Source organism: Falsiruegeria litorea R37, assembly GCF_900172225.1.
In the GTDB taxonomy this organism is placed as follows: Bacteria; Pseudomonadota; Alphaproteobacteria; order Rhodobacterales; family Rhodobacteraceae; genus Falsiruegeria; species Falsiruegeria litorea.
On the sequence record NZ_FWFO01000009.1, the window covers coordinates 15340 to 33474 of the forward strand.

Annotated in this window: 15 protein-coding genes and 1 pseudogene; 2 read left to right on the top strand and 14 right to left on the bottom strand. The window is 59.9% G+C overall.

Annotated elements, in window-relative coordinates; genetic code table 11:
• Positions 1–66: 66 nt before the first annotated feature.
• The 3 genes from glmS to TRL7639_RS22280 all read right to left on the bottom strand — a co-directional run bounded on the left by glmS (position 67) and on the right by TRL7639_RS22280 (position 4658).
• The gene (glmS, locus tag TRL7639_RS22270) at positions 67–1911 is read right to left on the bottom strand and encodes a glutamine--fructose-6-phosphate transaminase (isomerizing) (protein WP_085798120.1); all 1845 of its coding nucleotides are present in this window, start codon (positions 1909–1911) and stop codon (positions 67–69) included.
• 129 nt (positions 1912–2040) lie between these two features.
• Positions 2041–3381: a phosphoglucosamine mutase gene (gene glmM / locus TRL7639_RS22275; RefSeq protein ID WP_085798121.1), complete on the bottom strand. Its 1341-nt coding sequence runs from the start codon at positions 3379–3381 to the stop codon at positions 2041–2043.
• 137 nt (positions 3382–3518) lie between these two features.
• The gene (locus tag TRL7639_RS22280; RefSeq protein WP_165759892.1) at positions 3519–4658 is read right to left on the bottom strand and encodes a glycosyltransferase family 4 protein; all 1140 of its coding nucleotides are present in this window, start codon (positions 4656–4658) and stop codon (positions 3519–3521) included.
• 393 nt (positions 4659–5051) lie between these two features.
• On the opposite strand from TRL7639_RS22280, the gene TRL7639_RS22285 reads away from it, so the two are divergent.
• Positions 5052–6710: a hypothetical protein gene (locus TRL7639_RS22285; protein ID WP_085798123.1), complete on the top strand. Its 1659-nt coding sequence runs from the start codon at positions 5052–5054 to the stop codon at positions 6708–6710.
• Complete coding sequence (locus TRL7639_RS22290) at positions 6707–6931, top strand: hypothetical protein (RefSeq protein WP_085798124.1); 225 nt, start codon at positions 6707–6709, stop codon at positions 6929–6931. Before TRL7639_RS22285 ends, TRL7639_RS22290 begins: the two co-directional genes overlap by 4 nt.
• A 60-nt stretch (positions 6932–6991) precedes the next feature.
• Here TRL7639_RS22290 and TRL7639_RS22295 read toward each other — a convergent pair.
• The 11 genes and pseudogenes from TRL7639_RS22295 to TRL7639_RS22345 form a co-directional block, all read right to left on the bottom strand.
• Positions 6992–7580 (bottom strand): annotated as a pseudogene (locus TRL7639_RS22295) (IS30 family transposase).
• 232 nt (positions 7581–7812) lie between these two features.
• Complete coding sequence (locus tag TRL7639_RS22300) at positions 7813–8946, bottom strand: acyltransferase family protein (protein WP_085798125.1); 1134 nt, start codon at positions 8944–8946, stop codon at positions 7813–7815.
• A gap of 15 nt (positions 8947–8961) precedes the next feature.
• Positions 8962–9609 (bottom strand): sugar transferase, encoded by a 648-nt coding sequence (locus tag TRL7639_RS22305; protein ID WP_085798126.1) that lies wholly within the window; start codon positions 9607–9609, stop codon positions 8962–8964.
• Positions 9610–9643: 34 nt separating this feature from the next.
• Positions 9644–10783, bottom strand: coding sequence for a UDP-N-acetylglucosamine 2-epimerase (gene neuC / locus TRL7639_RS22310; RefSeq protein ID WP_085798127.1), 1140 nt, complete (start codon positions 10781–10783; stop codon positions 9644–9646).
• Positions 10784–10795: 12 nt separating this feature from the next.
• Positions 10796–11560 carry an oxidoreductase gene (locus tag TRL7639_RS22315; protein WP_085798128.1) on the bottom strand — a complete coding sequence of 255 codons (765 nt, stop codon included), beginning with the start codon at positions 11558–11560 and terminating at the stop codon, positions 10796–10798.
• A complete protein-coding gene (locus TRL7639_RS22320) occupies positions 11553–12269 on the bottom strand; it encodes an acylneuraminate cytidylyltransferase family protein (protein WP_207559714.1) in 717 nt (238 codons plus the stop codon). Before TRL7639_RS22320 ends, TRL7639_RS22315 begins: the two co-directional genes overlap by 8 nt.
• Positions 12266–13192 carry a Gfo/Idh/MocA family protein gene (locus tag TRL7639_RS22325; RefSeq protein WP_207559715.1) on the bottom strand — a complete coding sequence of 309 codons (927 nt, stop codon included), beginning with the start codon at positions 13190–13192 and terminating at the stop codon, positions 12266–12268. The genes TRL7639_RS22320 and TRL7639_RS22325 overlap by 4 nt, the downstream gene beginning before the upstream one ends.
• Positions 13193–13196: 4 nt before the next feature.
• The gene (locus TRL7639_RS22330) at positions 13197–14678 is read right to left on the bottom strand and encodes a lipid II flippase MurJ (RefSeq protein WP_085798131.1); all 1482 of its coding nucleotides are present in this window, start codon (positions 14676–14678) and stop codon (positions 13197–13199) included.
• A 74-nt stretch (positions 14679–14752) separates the two neighbouring features.
• Complete coding sequence (locus tag TRL7639_RS22335; protein ID WP_085798132.1) at positions 14753–15655, bottom strand: hypothetical protein; 903 nt, start codon at positions 15653–15655, stop codon at positions 14753–14755.
• A 91-nt stretch (positions 15656–15746) separates the two neighbouring features.
• Positions 15747–16838, bottom strand: a complete 1092-nt coding sequence (locus TRL7639_RS22340; RefSeq protein WP_085798133.1) for an acyltransferase family protein — start codon at positions 16836–16838, stop codon at positions 15747–15749.
• Between the two features lie 3 nt (positions 16839–16841).
• Entirely contained in the window at positions 16842–18113 is a 1272-nt protein-coding gene (locus TRL7639_RS22345) for a hypothetical protein (RefSeq protein ID WP_085798134.1), read from the bottom strand.
• Positions 18114–18135 lie beyond the last annotated feature (22 nt).

The following is an 18135-nucleotide window of genomic DNA, read 5'->3' on the forward strand; positions in this document are numbered from 1 at the left end:
CAAACCAAAACGGCCCGCGCCCTGATATCCAGGCGCGGGCCGTTTCGTGTTCCAAGGACCGGCGGGTTATTCCACGGTCACCGATTTTGCCAGGTTGCGCGGCTGGTCCACGTCGGTGCCTTTCAGCACCGCCACATGATAGGCCAGAAGCTGCGCCACGATGGTGTGGGTGAAGGGGGCCAGAACCTCGGCCGTGGACGGCACCACCAGGGTTTTCAGGCCGACCTCTTGTGCAAGTGCTGCCCCTTGCGGGTCGGTGACCATCAGCACGGGCGCGCCACGGGCGGCGACCTCTTGCACGTTGGACATGGTCTTTTCAAAGAGCGGACCGGAGGCGGCAAAGACGATGACCGGCACGTCCTTGTCCAACAGCGCGATGGGGCCATGCTTGAGCTCGCCTGCGGCATAGCCTTCGGCATGGATATAGCTGATCTCTTTCAGCTTCAGTGCCGCCTCAAGCGCCAGCGGCGCCAGGGCACCACGGCCCAGGAACAGCGCGTCGCGCACCGTGGTCATGGTGGTGGCAAATTCCTGAACCAGCGGTTCGATCTCGATGGTTTCGGCGATCAGGCGGGGCAGGCCTGCCATGCCGGTGACCAGCTGACGTTCGCGGTCTGCATCGACCAGCCCCTGATCCTTGCCCGCTTTCAGCGCCAGGGCCGCCAGCAGTGCCAGTTGGCCGCTGAACGCTTTGGTCGAAGCGACGCCGATTTCCGGCCCGGCCATGATTTCCAGCGCGTGATCGGCCTCGCGCGCGATCGAGCTGGTGGGCACGTTGATCACCGCCAGCGAGGTTTTGACCTTGCCCTTGACGTGGCGCAGGGCGGCCAGGGTATCGGCGGTCTCACCCGACTGGCTGACAAAGATCGCCAGATCATCGGCGCGCAACGGCGCCGAGCGGTAGCGGAATTCGCTGGCGATATCGAGTTCAACGGGCAGGTTGGCCAGGCTTTCGAACCAGTATTTCGCCACGGATGCCGCGTAATAGGCGGTGCCGCAGGCCACCAGGACGATGCGGTTCACGCCCTCGAACGAGACATCGGCCACCGCGCCATTGAGGCTGCTGTTGTCCAGGTTCAGAAGGTTGGAGAACGCGCGCGCCAGGGTGGCGGGCTGCTCGTGGATTTCCTTGTGCATGTAATGGCGGTGCTCGCCGCGGTCGACCAGAACGGCATCGAGCTTGAGCTGACGCGCCTCGCGGGTGACCGGCTGGAACGCGCGGTCATAAACGTCGACGCCCGAGCGGGTCAGCACGGCCATGTCGCCCTCTTCGAGGTAGGCGATCTTTTGCGTCATCGGCGCCAGCGCCAGCGCGTCCGAACCCACGAACATCTCGCGGCGGCCCGTGGCTTCGTTGGCCTCGCCATATCCCACCACCAGGGGCGAGCCCTGACGGGCGCAGATCATCAGATCATCTTCGCCTTCAAACAGGAAACACAGGGCAAAGGCACCGTGGATGCGCTGCAGGGTCTGTTGCACCGCCTCAAACGGGGTGCTGCCTGCGTTCAGATAGCTGTTGCAAAGCTGGGCGATCACCTCGGTGTCGGTGTCCGAGGCAAAGTTGATGCCCTGTTCGATCAGCTCTTCGCGCAGGCCTGCGTAGTTTTCGATGATGCCATTGTGGACAACGGCAACCTGGCCTGCGTGATGGGGATGTGCGTTGGTTTCATTGGGGACGCCGTGGGTGGCCCAACGGGTGTGCGCAATGCCCGCCTGACCGTCGAGCGGGTCCATGTCCAGGAGATCGCAGAGCGCAGCCACCTTGCCCACCGCCCGGCGACGGTCGACGCGGCCGTTCTGGATGGTCGCTATCCCTGAGCTGTCATAGCCCCGGTATTCCAACCGTTGAAGCGATTCAACCAGCCGCCCCGCAACCTCGGATGTCCCCAGAATTCCAACAATTCCGCACATCTCAATACTCCCTTAAAAAATCTTCTTCTTGCGCTAACAGTATTCAGGTTATGGCAGTTTTTCAGCAGTGGCTCAACAAATCCGGGCAACCTGCTGTGCAGGATGCCGCTTACCTTTTGTCATATTGTTTCAGCTGACACCGGCGATCGTATCGCTGATACCGCTGATCACCTCGTCCAGCAAACCCTGATCCTCGGCCTCGCCCATCACGCGGATGAGCGGCTCGGTCCCGGATTTGCGGATCAGCAGGCGGCCGCTGCTGCCCAGGGTCTTTTCGCCCTTGGCGATGGCACTTTGCACGCAGTCCTCGGCCAGGGGATCCTTGCCCGGCGCATAGCGCACGTTCTTGAGCTTTTGCGGCACCGGGGTGAAGACGCGGGTCAGGTCGCTGGCTTTTTGACCAGTTTCCACCATGGCACCCATGAACTGCAGCGCCGCGATCAGCCCGTCGCCGGTGGTGCCATAATCGGTCATCACGATGTGACCTGATTGCTCGCCGCCCAGGTTGTGACCGTTCTTGCGCATCCGTTCCACCACATAGCGGTCGCCCACATTGGTGCGTTCCAGACCGATGTCCAGATCGTTCAGGTGTCGTTCCAGGCCGAGGTTCGACATCACGGTGGCCACCAGGGCATTGCCGCTCAGGCGGCCTTCGCGGGCCCACCGGGTGGCGATCAGACCCATGATCTGATCACCGTCGGCCTCTTTTCCGGTCTCATCGAGCAGGATCAGCCGGTCGGCGTCCCCATCCAGGCAGATGCCCAGATCGGCGCGGGTCTCGCGCACCTTCTGAGCCGCCTGATGCGGGTGGGTCGAGCCACATTCGGCGTTGATGTTGCGTCCGTTGGGCGAGACGCCCACGGGGATGACCTCGGCGCCCAGTTCCCACAGTACCGTGGGGGCGGCGCGATAGGCCGCACCATTGGCGCAATCCAGCACGATGCGCAGCCCATCCAGGCGGCGCTGGCGCGGGAAGGTGGTCTTGGCATATTCCACATAGCGACCCAAAGCGTCATCCAGACGCTTGGCCCGGCCGATGTTTTCGGGGCGCGACAGGGTGATGCCGCGGTTCATGATCGATTCGATCTCGGTCTCGGCCTCATCCGAGAGCTTGAACCCGTCAGGGCCAAAGAACTTGATGCCGTTGTCATTGGCATGGTTGTGGCTGGCCGAGATCATGACCCCCACATCCGCACGCATCGAACGCGTCAGATACCCCACCGCCGGCGTGGGCACCGGACCCAGCAGAAAGACGTTCATGCCGGTCGAGGTGAAGCCCGCCGTCAGCGCGTTTTCAAGCATGTAACCCGACAGACGGGTGTCCTTGCCGATCACTACACGGTGCTCGTTCTTGTCGCGGCGGAAGTAGCGGCCAACCGCAGCCCCCAGCTTCATCGCGATTTCCGCGGTCATGGGAAAGCTGTTTGCTTCTCCGCGTACACCATCGGTTCCAAAAAGCGCTCGTGCCATAATATACAAAATCCGTGAATAGGCTGTTGCCCTGCGTTTACGTTCTCGCTCTCAGGCTGTCCAGTCTGTAGCAGGCCCCACCGTTCTGGATATGAGCGGTAAGATGGGGCAAGCAGATATCGTCGCCATATAGCACTTTAATCCAGAACCGCCTCATCCAGTCGGTTGGATGGTGTCGCAGGTTGGATTTTTTCGATTGCCGCCACAGACGAGCGATAGGCCTCTTGTGGTGTCTGCCGAAACGCTGCCACCAACCCGAGCCGCGCCACAAGATAGCCCACCGTGCACAGACCCAGGAACAGAATAGAGAGCCCTCGGCTGTCACTGGCCACTACCGCCAGGATGGCCGGTATCACGGCCAGCGGCATGACCAGACTTGAGGCGACCGGGTTGGCTGCGCTGCGGCTTTTGGCTTTGCCATGGCGCAGGATGGTGCGCAGCACCAGATGGTGGAAATGCAACTTGTCCGGGGCGGCTATCGACACCCCTTTGAGCACGCGCCGCAGCACCGCAAAGGTTGTGTCGACGAAGGGCCAGAAGATCACCAGCAGCATCGACCAGCGCGAGATGTCGGGGTTGCGCTCCATCAGCAGGATCGCGACCCAGGCCACCATGAAGCCAATAAGATAGGCCCCGGCATCCCCCAGAAAGATCTTGCCGAAGGGAAAGTTCACAAAGAACACACCTAGGATCGACAGGGCGATAACCGTCGCCAGCAAAGCCACCGCATGATCGTCAAACCGCAAGGCGATGAAACTCAGCGACACCAGAGAAATGACGGCCACCGACATAGCCAGCCCGTTCAGCCCGTCAATCAGGTTGAACGCATGGCTGATCGATGTGGCCACGATGATGGTGAACACTGCACCAATCAGCGTGACAGCCAGCGCCTGGTCGATATAAGGCGCCACCCCGCGGTCGATGGTCGCGCCGGTCACCAATACCATGATAAGGCTGCTGATCATCGCCGCAAGCAAGCGCTTGTAGGGGCGGGCTCCAATGCCGATATCCTCGCACAAGCCGACCACGAACACCGGAAGCCCCGCCACCAGCATCAGGGCCAGCAGGGAAAAGGCCTCGCCAGTCAGCAAGAGCAGCGCAATCAGCGTACCGGTCACAAAAGCGACCCCGCCAATTCTGGGTGTTGGGGCTTTGTGCATGCTCTGCACCTCAAGACCTGCATGACCCTTGGCGGTGCAGTGCAGGTGGCTGTCTTTTGTGAGGACAACGACCAGAGCAACGAGAAAGCTGCTCAGGGTAATCAGTACAAAAGACAAATTAAAATTGTCAAAAAATGTAATCATACTAGAAACTAACCCCCCAAGAGCGGCTCCCTTACCCGGAAAATTCGGGCATCAAAAACTCACCGAATTCGGCAGTGTCAGTGTTTTCACCAATTTGGATTTCCTTGTTAATGCAGGGTTAATCCAAAATCCAGTATGTTTAAGGTCGATTAACTACGAAAGAATTAAGTATCACCTTGAAACCTCCTGAATCGCCAAAAGATTGATCCTTTTGACGCCTTTTTGAGAGATGTGATACAGTTCCGCCGACTTGGAGCGACAGTCTGTCACCCGTGCAGAAATACCAACATTCCCCTTTTGAACAGGTTTGAAGAATGATTGTACCCTGTCACCGGTGGTGATGCGAATCAGAGGCAGGAGCAAGGCATGTCGGAAACAGGGGTGCATACAGGCGACCTTCCACTGACGGAACAGGTCGACGATCTACTGGGCAATCGTGATGGCTCTACCGTGCGCATTCCACCCCAGAAATTGGCACAGCAGCTGGCCCGACACATGGCTGCTGAGGTGGAATTCGACACGCTCGAGACACTTCTGGCGTCGGACATCCCAGCCCGCGGGGACGGAGCCATCTGGCGGGCCGGAGGGTTGGGCTTTCAGGAGGTCGACCCAGGCAGCAGCGGGGGCGTGCTGGTTACCGCCGCCGGGATACACCTCAGGCCGCTGGCCGCAGCCAGACCCAACCGGGATTTTGCGGTGACACCTCAGCATTTCGCCACCCCCGAAGAGCTGGAGGTAGATGCGGATGCGGCTCTGATCCAATGTGCCAATGCCGCAGCCTCGGCTCCGGGCGGCAAGATGGTCCTGCCCACCGGGCTCTATCTGGCCAGCCCCGATCTGCAGCTGCTGCGCGAGGGGCTGCAGATCGAAGGCGAGGGACGCAACCGCTCACAGATCATCCTGAAACCCGGGCAGGGAGGGGCTGCCCTGTCGCGGTCCTGGGACCCCGAGGGGCCCAATGCCTATTTGCAGGACGTGGTGCTGCGATCCTTTGGTGTGATCCTTCAGCACCCGGAACGAGCGGCGCCGTCGAATTACCGTCAGCGCGGGATCGACCTGTCCCATGTCACCCGCTCGCTTTGCGATGACCTGTATGTCGGAACCTACCCGCGTGGCCTGTCCGAAAACATGGTGCCCCGGCCCGCAAACGCAGACGACGCGGCCCAGGGGATCGCCTTTCTGGGCATGTCCACAAGTCCCGGTCCCGCCTATTCGGGCGGCGAGGTCAACCGCTACTCGGGCTGCCATGTGGCCGGGGCACAAAAGGGGTATGTCCTGGATGATCCCGATTTCATCCTGCCGGGGGCAGGCTCGGCCTCGTACGCCAACCATTATGCCCATTGTGAGGCCCAGCATTGTGAAATGGGCTTTGGTCAGCTGTCCAAATACGGGGCCGGCAGCATGTATCTGGATTGCCGTGTGCAAGCAGTGAGCCGGGCCACCGGCTCGTCCAACACCACGTTCGAGTTTCGCATAGATGGGTATGACAACACGATCATCGGTGGCTATTCCGAAAGCCCCGCTGCGGATTACGCCCTGTATCTGTCGGCCACGTCGCGGCGGAACAAGGTTTATCCTCGCCTGTGGGATTTGGGTGTCAGCGACCGGGTCTCGGACCTGGGCACTGGCAACATCATCGAGATCATCGACCCCAACACCAACCGGCACAAACTGCTCAGCGGAAATCGCGATCTGAATGCGGGCCGGGTGCAGGCCTTTGCCACCTGGAGCGTTGTCGGCAAACAGGTCACAGTTCTGGACAGCGTCGGCGTGACCGATGTCCGGCGGCGTGGAACCGGTGATTACCAGATCCAATTCGACGAGGGGGTTTTTGACAGCAACGGTTACGCGCACGTGTTGTCGGGCACCGTGAATGCCGCAGGCCACCCCGGTCTCGTCTACCCTCACAGTGCGGGTCATATCGAACAGACCGGCCTTCGGCTGCTGTCGCGCAATCTGGCCACCTCGGAGGTGGCCGATTTCGAGCGCTATTCGGCAGTGTTTCACGGCGGGCAGGCGGGATGAGCCAACCGCCTGCCCACGCCCTGCGCGAGCCACATCCGACCCGCCGGTTCGTCCTGACTGGTGGTGTTGCTGCAACCGCTTGCCTGATTATTCCCACTTGGTCTGCCGCGGGCTCAAGCCCCCGGATGCTGCTTTTGGCGCAGCCCGAGAGCGCCACAACGACGATCCCCTTGTTGACCAACGGCAACGCACCGTTGTTGCTTGGCGACAGGAAAGTGTGAGCCGTGTTGTGAATGTGCCCTTGTGAACTCACGGTGAAGTGCAGTTTCTGATATCCCGTTTTATTCCAATCGGTTCTGAATTTCTATCAGGTGGTTTTCGAACACTTCGGCAGGCGTCCGGTATCAGAGGCATTTGCGCGGCGTGGAATTGAGGCGGTGGCAAATCGACCTTAAATATCGATTGGTCAGCGCCGTCGGTTCGGTCGAGCGGGGCAGGTACTTTCGCAGCCTGTTGTTGGTGCTCTCGACGGTGCCTTTCTGCCAGGGCGCCTGTGGATCGCAGAACCAACTGTCGGCTCCAATCCCGTCTTTGAGCCGTTGCCAGGCCGAAAATTCCGTTCCGCGGTCGAAGGTGATCGACTGGCGTGCATCGGCGGGCAGGGGAGCCAGCCTTGAGTTCCGGGAACACCATCATCTTGCGATGAATGGCACGACGTTTCTCGTACATGTCTTGAGCGGCCACGGCGTGATAACCATCTAGCTCCGGAAGTTCTGAGTCCGTGTAGCGGTTCCGTTTAGTGTCTCGGTAGATTGTCGAAGCATCACGGCACAAACGATCCGCGATCTCAGAAATTGGCATATGGACTTTAAGCCACTTGGCGATCTTGCGGCGTTCGTCCAGTCTCAGGTGTGAGTAGTGGTGTCCCATTCAGCATCCTCCGTGCAAGCGTCTGTTCTGATACAGAATTTGCACTTCATTTGTGAATCCACCTCTTCCCACCCAACGTACGCGTAACCATGATTATGGAAAATTTCTACTGGAATCACGCTTACAGGCTGTTGCGCTCAAGACCCTTGGCGACGGTCTGGAGCAGAGTCTGGAAATAGACCGCAACCGAGGTATTGCTCACCCAATGTAGTTCCCGTGCGGCCTCGCTTGTTCAAGAGATCCAACGACGGCTCATCCCATCCCTGATGTCGTGCAATCTGAATTCCGTGACGCTCGCCACGCAGATCGCGACCAGATTTGCCGACACGACCATGCAAACCCCGGATATCCAGATGGATGCGTCGGGCATGATCTGCGAGACCACAACAATCACCGTGAAATGGATCAGATAAAGCGAATAGGAATAGCTTGCCAGAAAGGACACGACCCGCGGCGCGACCACCCATCTGCGGGCGCGATCGGGGAACCATTGGCTGTAGATGATCATCAGCGCGACAGGGAACACCAACAGAACCATGAAGCTCAGATCATAGACATCAACCATGGAAAACTTTTTGATGTTGGCCGCGTAATCGACCAGCACGTACATCCCGAACACCCCGGCCATAATCAACAGGGTTCGGGCGGACACCCACCCTGGGTTCCATCGTCTGTTCAGGTAATAGAGCCCTGCCCCCGCCAGCCAGACCCATGTCAATCCGCTGGAAAACTCGTTTTCACTCAGGATGTTCAAGGCCGGCACCGCCCCGCAGATGCCAAGGGCAAGCAGAATCCAGGGCCGCCCCAACTGATGGCGAAAAAAGAAGACGATGCCAAAACTCATGTAGAGCCACCATTCAAAGCTGATCGTCCAGAACGGGCGCGCAGACCCGAACTGGTTCACTTCCCACAACAGCGCGCGTCCTACAGACCCAACCACAGGGCGAACCTGCAACATGAAGATGTTGCCCAGAAACTCCTTGAGCGTCACTTGGGGCGCGAATTCATATGCCCCGAAAACCCCGGTCCGAACGATGGTCACATCTACCAGGGCAATCAGACACAGGCAGAGCAGATAGGGCGGGAAAATCCTTGAAAATCGCGAGATGAAAAAGGCCCGGAACCCTGCTCCTCTGTGCCGCAGGTTCTCGGCTGAATGTGTAATGAGGTACCCCGACAGGACAAAAAACACCACCACTGGCACGGCAGCGATGTCCCGCAAAGCAGCGCTGCTCCCCAATATCCCGAAGATATGCCCCAACAACACCATCTGTGCCGCAAGCGCACGCATGAGATCCAAAGTGTATTTGCCTTCGGAAGAAATCCGCAGCGGGGTCTTCGGCGTTGGCGTCTTTGGGCTGGTCATGCAGGCGTGGACCTTTCAGAGACTGTTGCGTTTGAGAACCTTGGTCACGGTCTTGAGCAGGGTTTGAACATAAGCCGCAACAGAAGCATTGCGCACCCAACGCAGATCCTGGGCGGTGCGCTGTTCAGTGGTCTCGACCGTGGAATCCACCTGGGCAAAGCCGGTGATGCCGGGGCGCAGCAGGTGGCGGTCCTGCCAGACCTCGGGCGTGTAATCGGCCTCTTGCACCGGCACGTCAGGGCGCACACCCACCAGCGACATATGCCCCAGCACCACGTTCAAAAGTTGTGGAAGCTCGTCCATATGGGTGGGGCGCAGCACCTTGCCCACCTTGGTGATCCGGCTGTCGTTGGCCGATGTGGTTTGAAATTGCGCGCGCGCCTCTTCCGAGGGTGCGCCTTTGTGTTCATCCCCCATCATCCGGCTTTTATCGGTGTACATGGTGCGGAACTTGAAGATCTTGAAGTGGCGTGTCCCCTGCCCCACCCGAATCTGCTTGAACAGCACGCTGTCGCGGTCCTCAAGCCAGATCGCCAGTGCCGCAATCAGCATCGGAATGGCAAACAAAAGCGCCATGGGCACCGCAATGCACAAATCGCACAGACGCAGGGCCACCACGGTCGCGGTTTTGGGTTTCCGAATAGAGCTGTGCGACTGCGACATGTCAGGGTCTTTCTCTAACAAAGGGTTTTAGCGTTCAATAAGCGTTTATCTTGGACAGGGTTTCCTGCGTCAGCGGCAGATCGGGCAGGATCTTGGCCATCCGCTCAGCCGTTTTGCCATCCCCATAGGCGTTTTCAAACGGGGGCTGCAAGGTCCGTGCTTGTGCATAGGCCGCGCGCATCTGTTCCAGAGCGATGTCTGCGCAGTCCACCACATTGGCATTGCGCAAGCGGCCATTCTGACGATCGCCCAGGTTCAGACAGGCCAGATCAAAGCTGGCGCTTTCGATGATCCCGGACGAGCTGTTGCCGATCATCAGATCGCAATTGGCCAGACAATTCAGGTATTCCGAGCGCTCCAGATGCGCCAGGATGCGGAAGCGCCCGCCGTGTTCCGGGTTGGCAGCAAAACGATCCAGCTCCTGGTCGATCAGCTCGGCACCCGCATCCGAGTTGGGGCGCATGATCAGCCCGTGACAGTCCTGCTCCAACAGCAGCTGCAGGATCTGTGCGGTCTGCTCAGCGGCTTGGGCTGCCTGCTGCACCACCGGGTGAAACACCACCAGAACCGGGGCGCCGGTGACCTTCAGATCAAACCGCTGGCGCAGCCAGTTCGGGTCGCGCGCGGTGCCATCGGTGACACCTACCAGACCCGGCGCACCGGTGGTCCAGATGTGATCGGCCTGCTCGCCCATGCGGCGTAGCCGTTCGGCGGCATCTGCATTGGCGGGGAAATGGAAATGCGCCAGCTTGCTGATCGCGTGGCGAAAGCTTTCATCCAGCGTGCCCGAGACCTCGCCGCCATGGATATGGGCCACATGGATACCCAGATGGACCGCCGCCAGAGCAGCGGCCAGCATCTCTCCGCGATCGCCCAGAACCAGCACCAGATCCGGGCGGTCGTCTTGCCAGCAGTCGAGAAAGCCCAGCAGTTCATGGGCAAGCGCCTGCCCCATCTCGGCCCCATCCCGCCCGCTGAGTGCAACCGGGATGTCACGCGCGATGCGCAGCCCGCTTTGGACGATGTCATCGCGGCTGTTGCCGTATTTTTCCAGCAGGTGCTGGCCGGTCACGACACAGGCGACATCCAGACCCGCTTGGGCATCCAGATGCTGCAACACCAGCCGCATCAGGCCAAAGTCGGCACGGCTGCCGGTGACGTAGTGGATCTTCATCCCCCCGCTCCCTTACAAGGAAAACCCATCATCAATGACCAGGTTCTGGCCGGTGACGTACCGCGCGTGATCGGACAGCAGGAACACCAGACCGCCGGTCAGATCATCGGCATCCAGCATCCCCTTGGTGCCGCAGAACTGCGCATAAGCGGCCAGAAACGATGGCGCCTGCCCGTCCTCGACCCCGCCGGGGCTGAGCGTGTTCACCCGCACGCCGGACGCCTTGTAGTACTGCGCGAAATAGCGGGTCAAATGCACCACCCCGGATTTGATCGCGGCATATTCCACCGGCATGGTCATGGGGGTGTTGTCATAGACCTCGAACCGGGGCGCCATGACGCCATAGATCGAGGACATGTTGACGATTGCGCCGCCTTTTTGCGCGGCGAAATAGGCGGAAAACACCTGACTGGTCAGGAAATAGCCGCCCAGGTGCAGGGACATGTTTTCGCAGAAATCGGCATATTCCACCTCTTCCAGGCGGCGGCCGTAATTCTTGTTGCGCGGGTAGGCGTTGTTGATCAGCCCGTCGATGCGGCCAAAGCTGTCGCGCAGCGTGGCAATCCCGGCCTCAAGGCTGACCTTGTCGGTGATGTCGAGCTTCAGCGCGATGGCGCGCCTCGTGTCCCCGCCCACGGTCTGGGCGGTCTTTTCAGCGGCCTCAAGGTTCAGATCCGCCACCACGGCGATGCCGCCCTGATCGACGATGGCCTGACAGAACCGCGATCCAATCAGACCTGCGCCGCCGGTGACAACAATGACCTTATCTTCAAGCATGATCTGCTCCTTCGGCTTGCTGGCGTGCGTTCATCAGCATTTCGACAAATTGGAAATCCAGCTCGCTGTCGATATCGACCGAGCGGTCCTCGGGCATCACATGCAGCCGCGTGCCCGGCTCAAAGAGCGAGGCCTGATCAAACAGCGCCGCGCGCGTCCAGCCATAGATCGAGGCGTTCATGTCATAGCACTCGGGCGCATCCTGACGCCGCACCACGGCACCTTTGGGGGCTTTGGACAGGCTGGGCACACCGTTTTCATCGCATTCCACCAGATTGAAATAGGGCGAGCGCCGCGCGGGTGCCCCGGTGATGACATTGGTGGTGCCGGGCTGCTTCAGCAGATCGGCCACCGCCGTGATGTCCGACACTGCCCGCAGGGGCGCTGTGGCATCCAGATCGATCAGGTGGCTGAAGGTCTTGCCGGTTGTGGCCTCGGCCTGCTGGAAACAGTGCTGGATCACCGGCAGCTTGGCGGCTGTATCGGTGGCCAGCTCATCGGGGCGTTTGATCAGGATGTCGGCACCGGCCTTGCCTGCCGCATCCAGGATGGCGTCGCTGTCGCTGCTGATGGCGATATGTTCAAACAGGCCACTGTCCAGGATCTGCTGGACAGTGTGGGCAATCAGCGGGCGGCCCGCGATCATGCGAAGGTTCTTGTTCTTGACGCCCTTAGAGCCGCCACGCGCACAAATCGAAGAAAGTATCACGGTGTTATCCAAACATGTTCAATTGAGGCCTGCCGCGCCGCATCCAGCAAGCGCATCAGCGCCAGCCCCTGGGGCGCGGTACAGCACAGCCCGGTGTCCGGCCCCATGGCATCGCGGTGCATGGCGGCATAGGTCTCGTTTCGTTCAATCGGGTGATCATCGGCGGCGCCATCGATCAGGATCCGGTTGCCCACCAGATCGGCCACATAGGTGTGGGTGGTGGTGTTGACCACGATCTCGCGCCGGGCCGTGCGGTTGAGGTAGTTCACATGCACATGCACCACCGGGCAGCGCGGGGTGTCCAGCAGCAGGGAAAAGGCATCGTCGCTGTCGATCTCAAGCGCGCTGGTCTTGCCACCCATGGCCGTGACCCGCGACCAACCGCCCAAAAGCCAGGTGGTATAGTCGATGTCATGGCTCAGATCGAGCAGCGCCCCGCCGCCTTCGCCCGCGCGCGCGGAATAGCTGTCGCGGTAATCCGTGCCCGGCCGCCAGGTCGGCAGATACTGCCCGACATAGGCCTGAAAGGTGCAGATCGTCTGCCCCTGCAACAGCTCGCGCAGGCGCAGAAGGATCGGATGGAACCGCAGATTATAACCAACGCGGATGGCATCTCCCATGCCGTCGGGAATGTCGCCCAGCTCGGAAAACAGCGGCTTTTCCACCAGGATGCGGCCCGTGTATCCCAGCGACTTGAGTTCTTGCAGCGTGCCCCGATGCTCGGACGTGCGGTTGGCCACCACCACGTAATCGGGCGCAAAATCCTGCAACGCCAGGTCCAGCGACTGATAGCTGCAGGGGTGGTCGATGGCGCGGCGGCTGTAGATGGCCGTGCGCAACCCCAGTTCGCTCAGCACCGCGTCATGGCGTTTGCCGATTGAACCATAGCCGATCACCAGAGCCTGTTGCGCCATCCGTGTCATTCTCTCAACTTCTGTCGATCTTCATCTTAATCAAAGGCTTGATCAAAGGCAGGTTCACCGCAGTCAGTAGCAAGCTGGCCCCCACAAGAGAAGCAAAACCCAGCCAGATCGGCATATCCGGCGTCACCGTTGCCAGATAGACAAAAGGCGCCAGCCCCAGGGTCAGTTTCACCAGCATGAACAGCACCGCCCGCAGCGTGGCCCCACTGGGCACCCCCCATCCGAATGTGGCCCCCATGCACAAGCCGGCGGCCACCACGTGGAACATGACAAATCCTGCCGCAGCCGCGTTTTCCCCCCACCCCAGAGCCACAAGCGCGCCGTAAAACGCCACACCTGCGCCCAGGCCGATGAAGCTGTTGATCATCATCAGGGTCGGGCGCCCTTGAGCGTTGAGCGCCGTGGCGCTGAGTTGCAGCAGCGCATAAAGCGGCAAGGCAGCGACCAGCACCCGCGCGGTCTGGGTGATGCGGGCGCTTTCCGCAGGCGTCATGGCGCCATGCTCAAAGATGATGCGCACGATGGTGGGCATGAACAGCCCCCCCGCAGCCGCAGCCACACAAGCCAGGGTCAGACCGGCCAGCATGCCCTTGCGGGCGTAATCCTCGAACGTGTCGGTGTCGGCAGGGTCCAGCCCCGACAGCGTCGGCAAAAGCACGATCACCACCGGCGCGATCAGCAGGGCGGCGGGCAGCTCAAAGAGCTTCTGCGCATAGTTGAAAACCGCCATATACCCCTCGCCGTTCAGGGCATGCAGCGAGCGGAACACGATGGCTGCGCCGACGATGACGCTGAACCCCAGGGTGCCCACGACAAACTTGCGCATCAGCCCCGGCGGCCAGGGCGGCGGGGTGCCTGTCGGTTTGCGCATCGTCTCGGGCATCGCACGCAGTTGGAACAAAAGCCGCAGCACCGCCGCCAGCAGCACCACCCCGGCAAAGCCCACAAGTTGAGCGGGGTTCACGAAGGGCAGCGCCAGATAGATGCAGATCGTCCCGTTGAAGACCAGCACGCTGAGGCTGGGAATGGTGAAACGGCCCACGGTGTTGAGATAGCTGGTTGAAACCCCGATCAGTGCGGCCACCGGCAGCGCCATCAGGCTCAGGTTGAAGCCCGGGACAAAATCCGGCAGCGCGGCAAAATCCACCCTCGGGATGAACAGGCGGATGACCGGCTCGGCGAACACCGCGATCAACAACGCCAGCACCACAAACCCCAACGCGATCACCAGGCTCGACCGACGCGTCAGAAACAGCCGGTCCGTGCCCTTATGTTGTTTGAGCACCGGCACAAGGGCTGCACTGAAGCCCCCTGCCAGCAACAGCCCCACCATGAAATCAGGCAGGGTCAGGATCAGGATCGCGGCATCCGCCTCGGCCGTTGTGCCCAAGCGCCCCGCCAAAAGAGTTTCACGAAGAAACCCAGAGAGACGCCCCAACAGCAAGGCAAAGCTGATCAGGGCAGAGGCGGACAGAGCGGATTTCATAGGTGGTTCTCTAATTCAAAGCGTTTGATGATATATCTTGCAGAGGTCTCAGCCGACCCAGGCGACGGGAATGCTCAAAGGGGTTTCTCCTCGGACAATCCACGCCAGTATTTTGGAACCAAGGCCCAGACCACAATCGGAAAGGCCGCAACAACACCGAGCCCTTCAAGTACGAACCCAGGCAACAGACACAACAGCATCACCCGGCGCATCCCCTGAACGACCCCACGCTTGATCAGCAGGCGGACCACATAGATCAGCAGGACCACAAGGAGCGCAAGATAGACATAGGCCCTTGGGTTGTTGTGCAGAAAGCTGACAATGATGGTGCCGCGCATCACGTAAGCAATCAGAATATTGCTGCTTCCCCCGACATCCACATATCCGACATCCCCTGCCAAAGCCCCGCTCACCTTGTCACTGACACCGATCACCAGAAACGTCAGCATGATCAGAAGCGGAATGACCTCTTTGAGCCGCAGTCCACGCTTGTAGACAACATAGCAAAAGAAGATCGACGCCTGCAGCAAGGTGGCGCTGCTGAAGACACACAAGAGCGCCCCAAACGTCAGCACCAGCCCGGCGTTAAGGCGGTGGAACATGACGAAATAGACGCTCACCAACCCGATGGCCGCCAGCCCCGACCGCAGGCTCAAGGCAAAGGGCATCAAGAGCAAAACCAGAATCACCAACCACATTTTCTGGCGCGCCAGCAGAAACGAGATCGGCGCCGCATAGAGCGCATAAAAGAAGTAGTCATGCGGACCGAAATGGAAGATGGGATAATAAAGAAGCCACCGGACCAAATGCGCATTCAGCTGTGACAGAGGCTCGAAATCTGACCAGATGTAAAAATACTGGATGTGGTTCATCTGCGAGAAGAACCCATCTTGCCACCCCAGAAACTGAAGGTTGTCGATCTCGGTGTCCGGCAAAATGACCATTCCTGCCATGGCAAAAATCAGGAACAAGCCCATCCACAAAACGGTGGTTTTTCGAACGACCAACACGTTAGCGCCTCACCTTCAATAGAGTGTTCATGGGGGTAAACGATCCACGCATACTGACTTAACCGCTGCGCTGGCGCAAACGGCCATTCAAGTATCGCTGCATCGGCATCTCACACAGGATGTTGGCCACATGCGCAACGCACATCGCCACACCAAAGAACACAACCCAGAGGGCCACCCCCTCGAGCGCGAGGTGCCCGCCCAGCTTCGATACCAGCTGAAAGCTGAACCAATGGGTCAGATACAAGGGATAACTCAGCCGCCCGACCTCATGTGCGATCTTCTCGCCGATCCCGGACAGTTTGCAGTTGTACGAGAAATAGACCGCAGCAATGGATAACCCCATCAAGGCGGTGAACAGAACCGGGTCCTTGCCGATCTGGACCGGGGTGATCAGCGAGCAGAACGACATCACGCACAAACAGACCATGGCCGCCAAGGCAAACCCCCGCTGTTCACGCTTCTTGAAATAGAGAATGAGCATCCCGCCCAGAAAGAAGGGTGCGAAGGTCACAGGCATAACAAAGCTGTACCAGGCAAACTCGGGCTCGAACGCCAGAACCTTGTGGATCGAAGCAAGCTGAAGCAGCACCAACGCACCAAAAATCAGGAACAGCTTTGCGTTCAACTGCTTCGGCATCAGCAGAGCCACGATCGGGAACAGAATGTAAAAGACAAACTCGATCCCTAGTGACCAAGCCCCAATGGTGTTGGACATCAAGGCCGGCATGTGAAAGGCAAAGGCCCCGGTTGCGGTCATGATGAACCGCGTGATCACGTCGATATCAAACTCGGGCTTCACCGCCACCCGCAACAGCGCCATGACCAGAGCTACAATCGCCAGCAGGGGCAACACCCGGCTCATGCGTTTGTACAAAAAGACATAGAGGTCCCGCTTGCTGATCACCTCGGAAAACTTGTGTTGGTAGATATGGGAAATCGTCAGCGCTGAGAGCACAAAGAAAGTGTAAACGGGAAAGGTGCCAAGGCTTTCGACCTCTCCATATCCCTGCCACAGCATAAAATGATAGGTCGCCACAAAGATCGCGCACACACCGCGCAACAGATCCAGTCCATGAATGCGCGCGGCCTGTCTGGCCTGCGGGATCGAGGTCGCGGTCTGCTCGGGATGGGCTGTTGTGTCTGACATGTCTCAGGCCTGCCGCTGCTGAGGAAGAAGCTGTTCGATGAGATCGGAGATTTCTTGTCCAGCGGGCGATCGACGCGTGTCCTTGGCGTCTCCGGGTGTCTCCAGGATATCGCGCAGAACCGCGTCGATGTCACCTATGGTCATGGCCGCCCGGCTGATCCCAAACGCCCCGTATGGTGCATCGCGTGAGACCACAGAACATTCAACGCTCAATACATCCCGGCCCGCAAGATAGCCCTGAAAACCCACGGTCGAGCAGGTCACCGCAACGATATCGACCGCATGCAACAGAACGTCGATGTCATCGGCCATGGTGCTTTGGTGCACGCGTGGGGCCAGGGCAACGGTCTGATCCTCGCTCGGGTGACGCCGGATCACCAGCTCCAGTTCCTCGTTTGCAGCCACAATCGCCTTGAGTTCGTTTTCGACCTTCAGCGGCAGCTCCATATCTGCGGGCTCGCCCGTGTAGGGATCGGTCGGGGATTCCGGGGCCGAGGCATAAAGGAGGGTCGTGCGTCCCTCTTGCCCCCAACCACGGTCGGTGCGCAGCGCCTGGCCCTTGGCGCGGACCTCGTCGGTCTGCAACTGATCGAAAGCGGGGTTGCCGGTGATATGGATGTCGCCTGCGGGACGGCCGTTTTCGATCAGCATGTCCCGGACCCATTCGTTCAGCACGCTGACCTTGGTGCCGTATCCCGGCTCTTTGATCCATTCCTTTTCCTGGATGGCGAACATGTCGATCATGCACAGCGCCGGGATGTCCAAATGGCTGGCCGCCTCGATCGCGGCCCGCTCCGAGCGGGGCGAGTTGGTGGCCACCACCACCTTGGGCCGGATCAGTTCCAGCGTTTCGAGCATGATGTGATAGGGGTGGAATTTGAAGCGGCCGCTTTCGGCATAAAGCGCCTCGGCGGCCTCGGCCCCATGGGTCAGCTCTAGGTCGCGATAGTTCAGCCCCATGTAGGCAACGGTTTCCTCGATCGCCACGGGGCCATCGGTCGGGAAGCCTTTGGACAGCTCTTTGCCCATGGATTGCACATGCGGGTCCTGGGCCTGTGGCAGGTTCGAATAGCCAAACCAGTCCAGCCCGCTGTCTCGGACCGGGGGGATGGCGAGGGTCAAGGCAAACACACAGGTCTTGATCCCGCGCGCCTCAAGCTCTTGGGCCACCGGGATCACCATCCGGCAGTGACCCCCCCCATAAGTGACAAAAAGCACATCGACCGTGCCCGGTTCGGGAACGTTGGCAGGGCGGGCTGTAATCGAATGTGACATATGGGGATTCTCCAGATGACCG

What these genes read in the sequence shown, in the direction of transcription:
- TRL7639_RS22330 (WP_085798131.1), bottom strand. Translation starts at nt 14,678, where the DNA reads ATGAAATCCGCTCTGTCCGCCTCTGCCCTGATCAGCTTTGCCTTGCTG.
- TRL7639_RS22315 (WP_085798128.1), bottom strand. Translation starts at nt 11,560, where the DNA reads ATGCTTGAAGATAAGGTCATTGTTGTCACCGGCGGCGCAGGTCTGATT.
- TRL7639_RS22345 (WP_085798134.1), bottom strand. Translation starts at nt 18,113, where the DNA reads ATGTCACATTCGATTACAGCCCGCCCTGCCAACGTTCCCGAACCGGGC.
- TRL7639_RS22325 (WP_207559715.1), bottom strand. Translation starts at nt 13,192, where the DNA reads ATGACACGGATGGCGCAACAGGCTCTGGTGATCGGCTATGGTTCAATC.
- glmS (WP_085798120.1), bottom strand. Translation starts at nt 1,911, where the DNA reads ATGTGCGGAATTGTTGGAATTCTGGGGACATCCGAGGTTGCGGGGCGG.
- TRL7639_RS22305 (WP_085798126.1), bottom strand. Translation starts at nt 9,609, where the DNA reads ATGTCGCAGTCGCACAGCTCTATTCGGAAACCCAAAACCGCGACCGTG.
- neuC (WP_085798127.1), bottom strand. Translation starts at nt 10,783, where the DNA reads ATGAAGATCCACTACGTCACCGGCAGCCGTGCCGACTTTGGCCTGATG.
- TRL7639_RS22285 (WP_085798123.1), top strand. Translation starts at nt 5,052, where the DNA reads ATGTCGGAAACAGGGGTGCATACAGGCGACCTTCCACTGACGGAACAG.
- TRL7639_RS22300 (WP_085798125.1), bottom strand. Translation starts at nt 8,946, where the DNA reads ATGACCAGCCCAAAGACGCCAACGCCGAAGACCCCGCTGCGGATTTCT.
- TRL7639_RS22290 (WP_085798124.1), top strand. Translation starts at nt 6,707, where the DNA reads ATGAGCCAACCGCCTGCCCACGCCCTGCGCGAGCCACATCCGACCCGC.
- TRL7639_RS22335 (WP_085798132.1), bottom strand. Translation starts at nt 15,655, where the DNA reads ATGGGCTTGTTCCTGATTTTTGCCATGGCAGGAATGGTCATTTTGCCG.
- TRL7639_RS22340 (WP_085798133.1), bottom strand. Translation starts at nt 16,838, where the DNA reads ATGTCAGACACAACAGCCCATCCCGAGCAGACCGCGACCTCGATCCCG.
- glmM (WP_085798121.1), bottom strand. Translation starts at nt 3,381, where the DNA reads ATGGCACGAGCGCTTTTTGGAACCGATGGTGTACGCGGAGAAGCAAAC.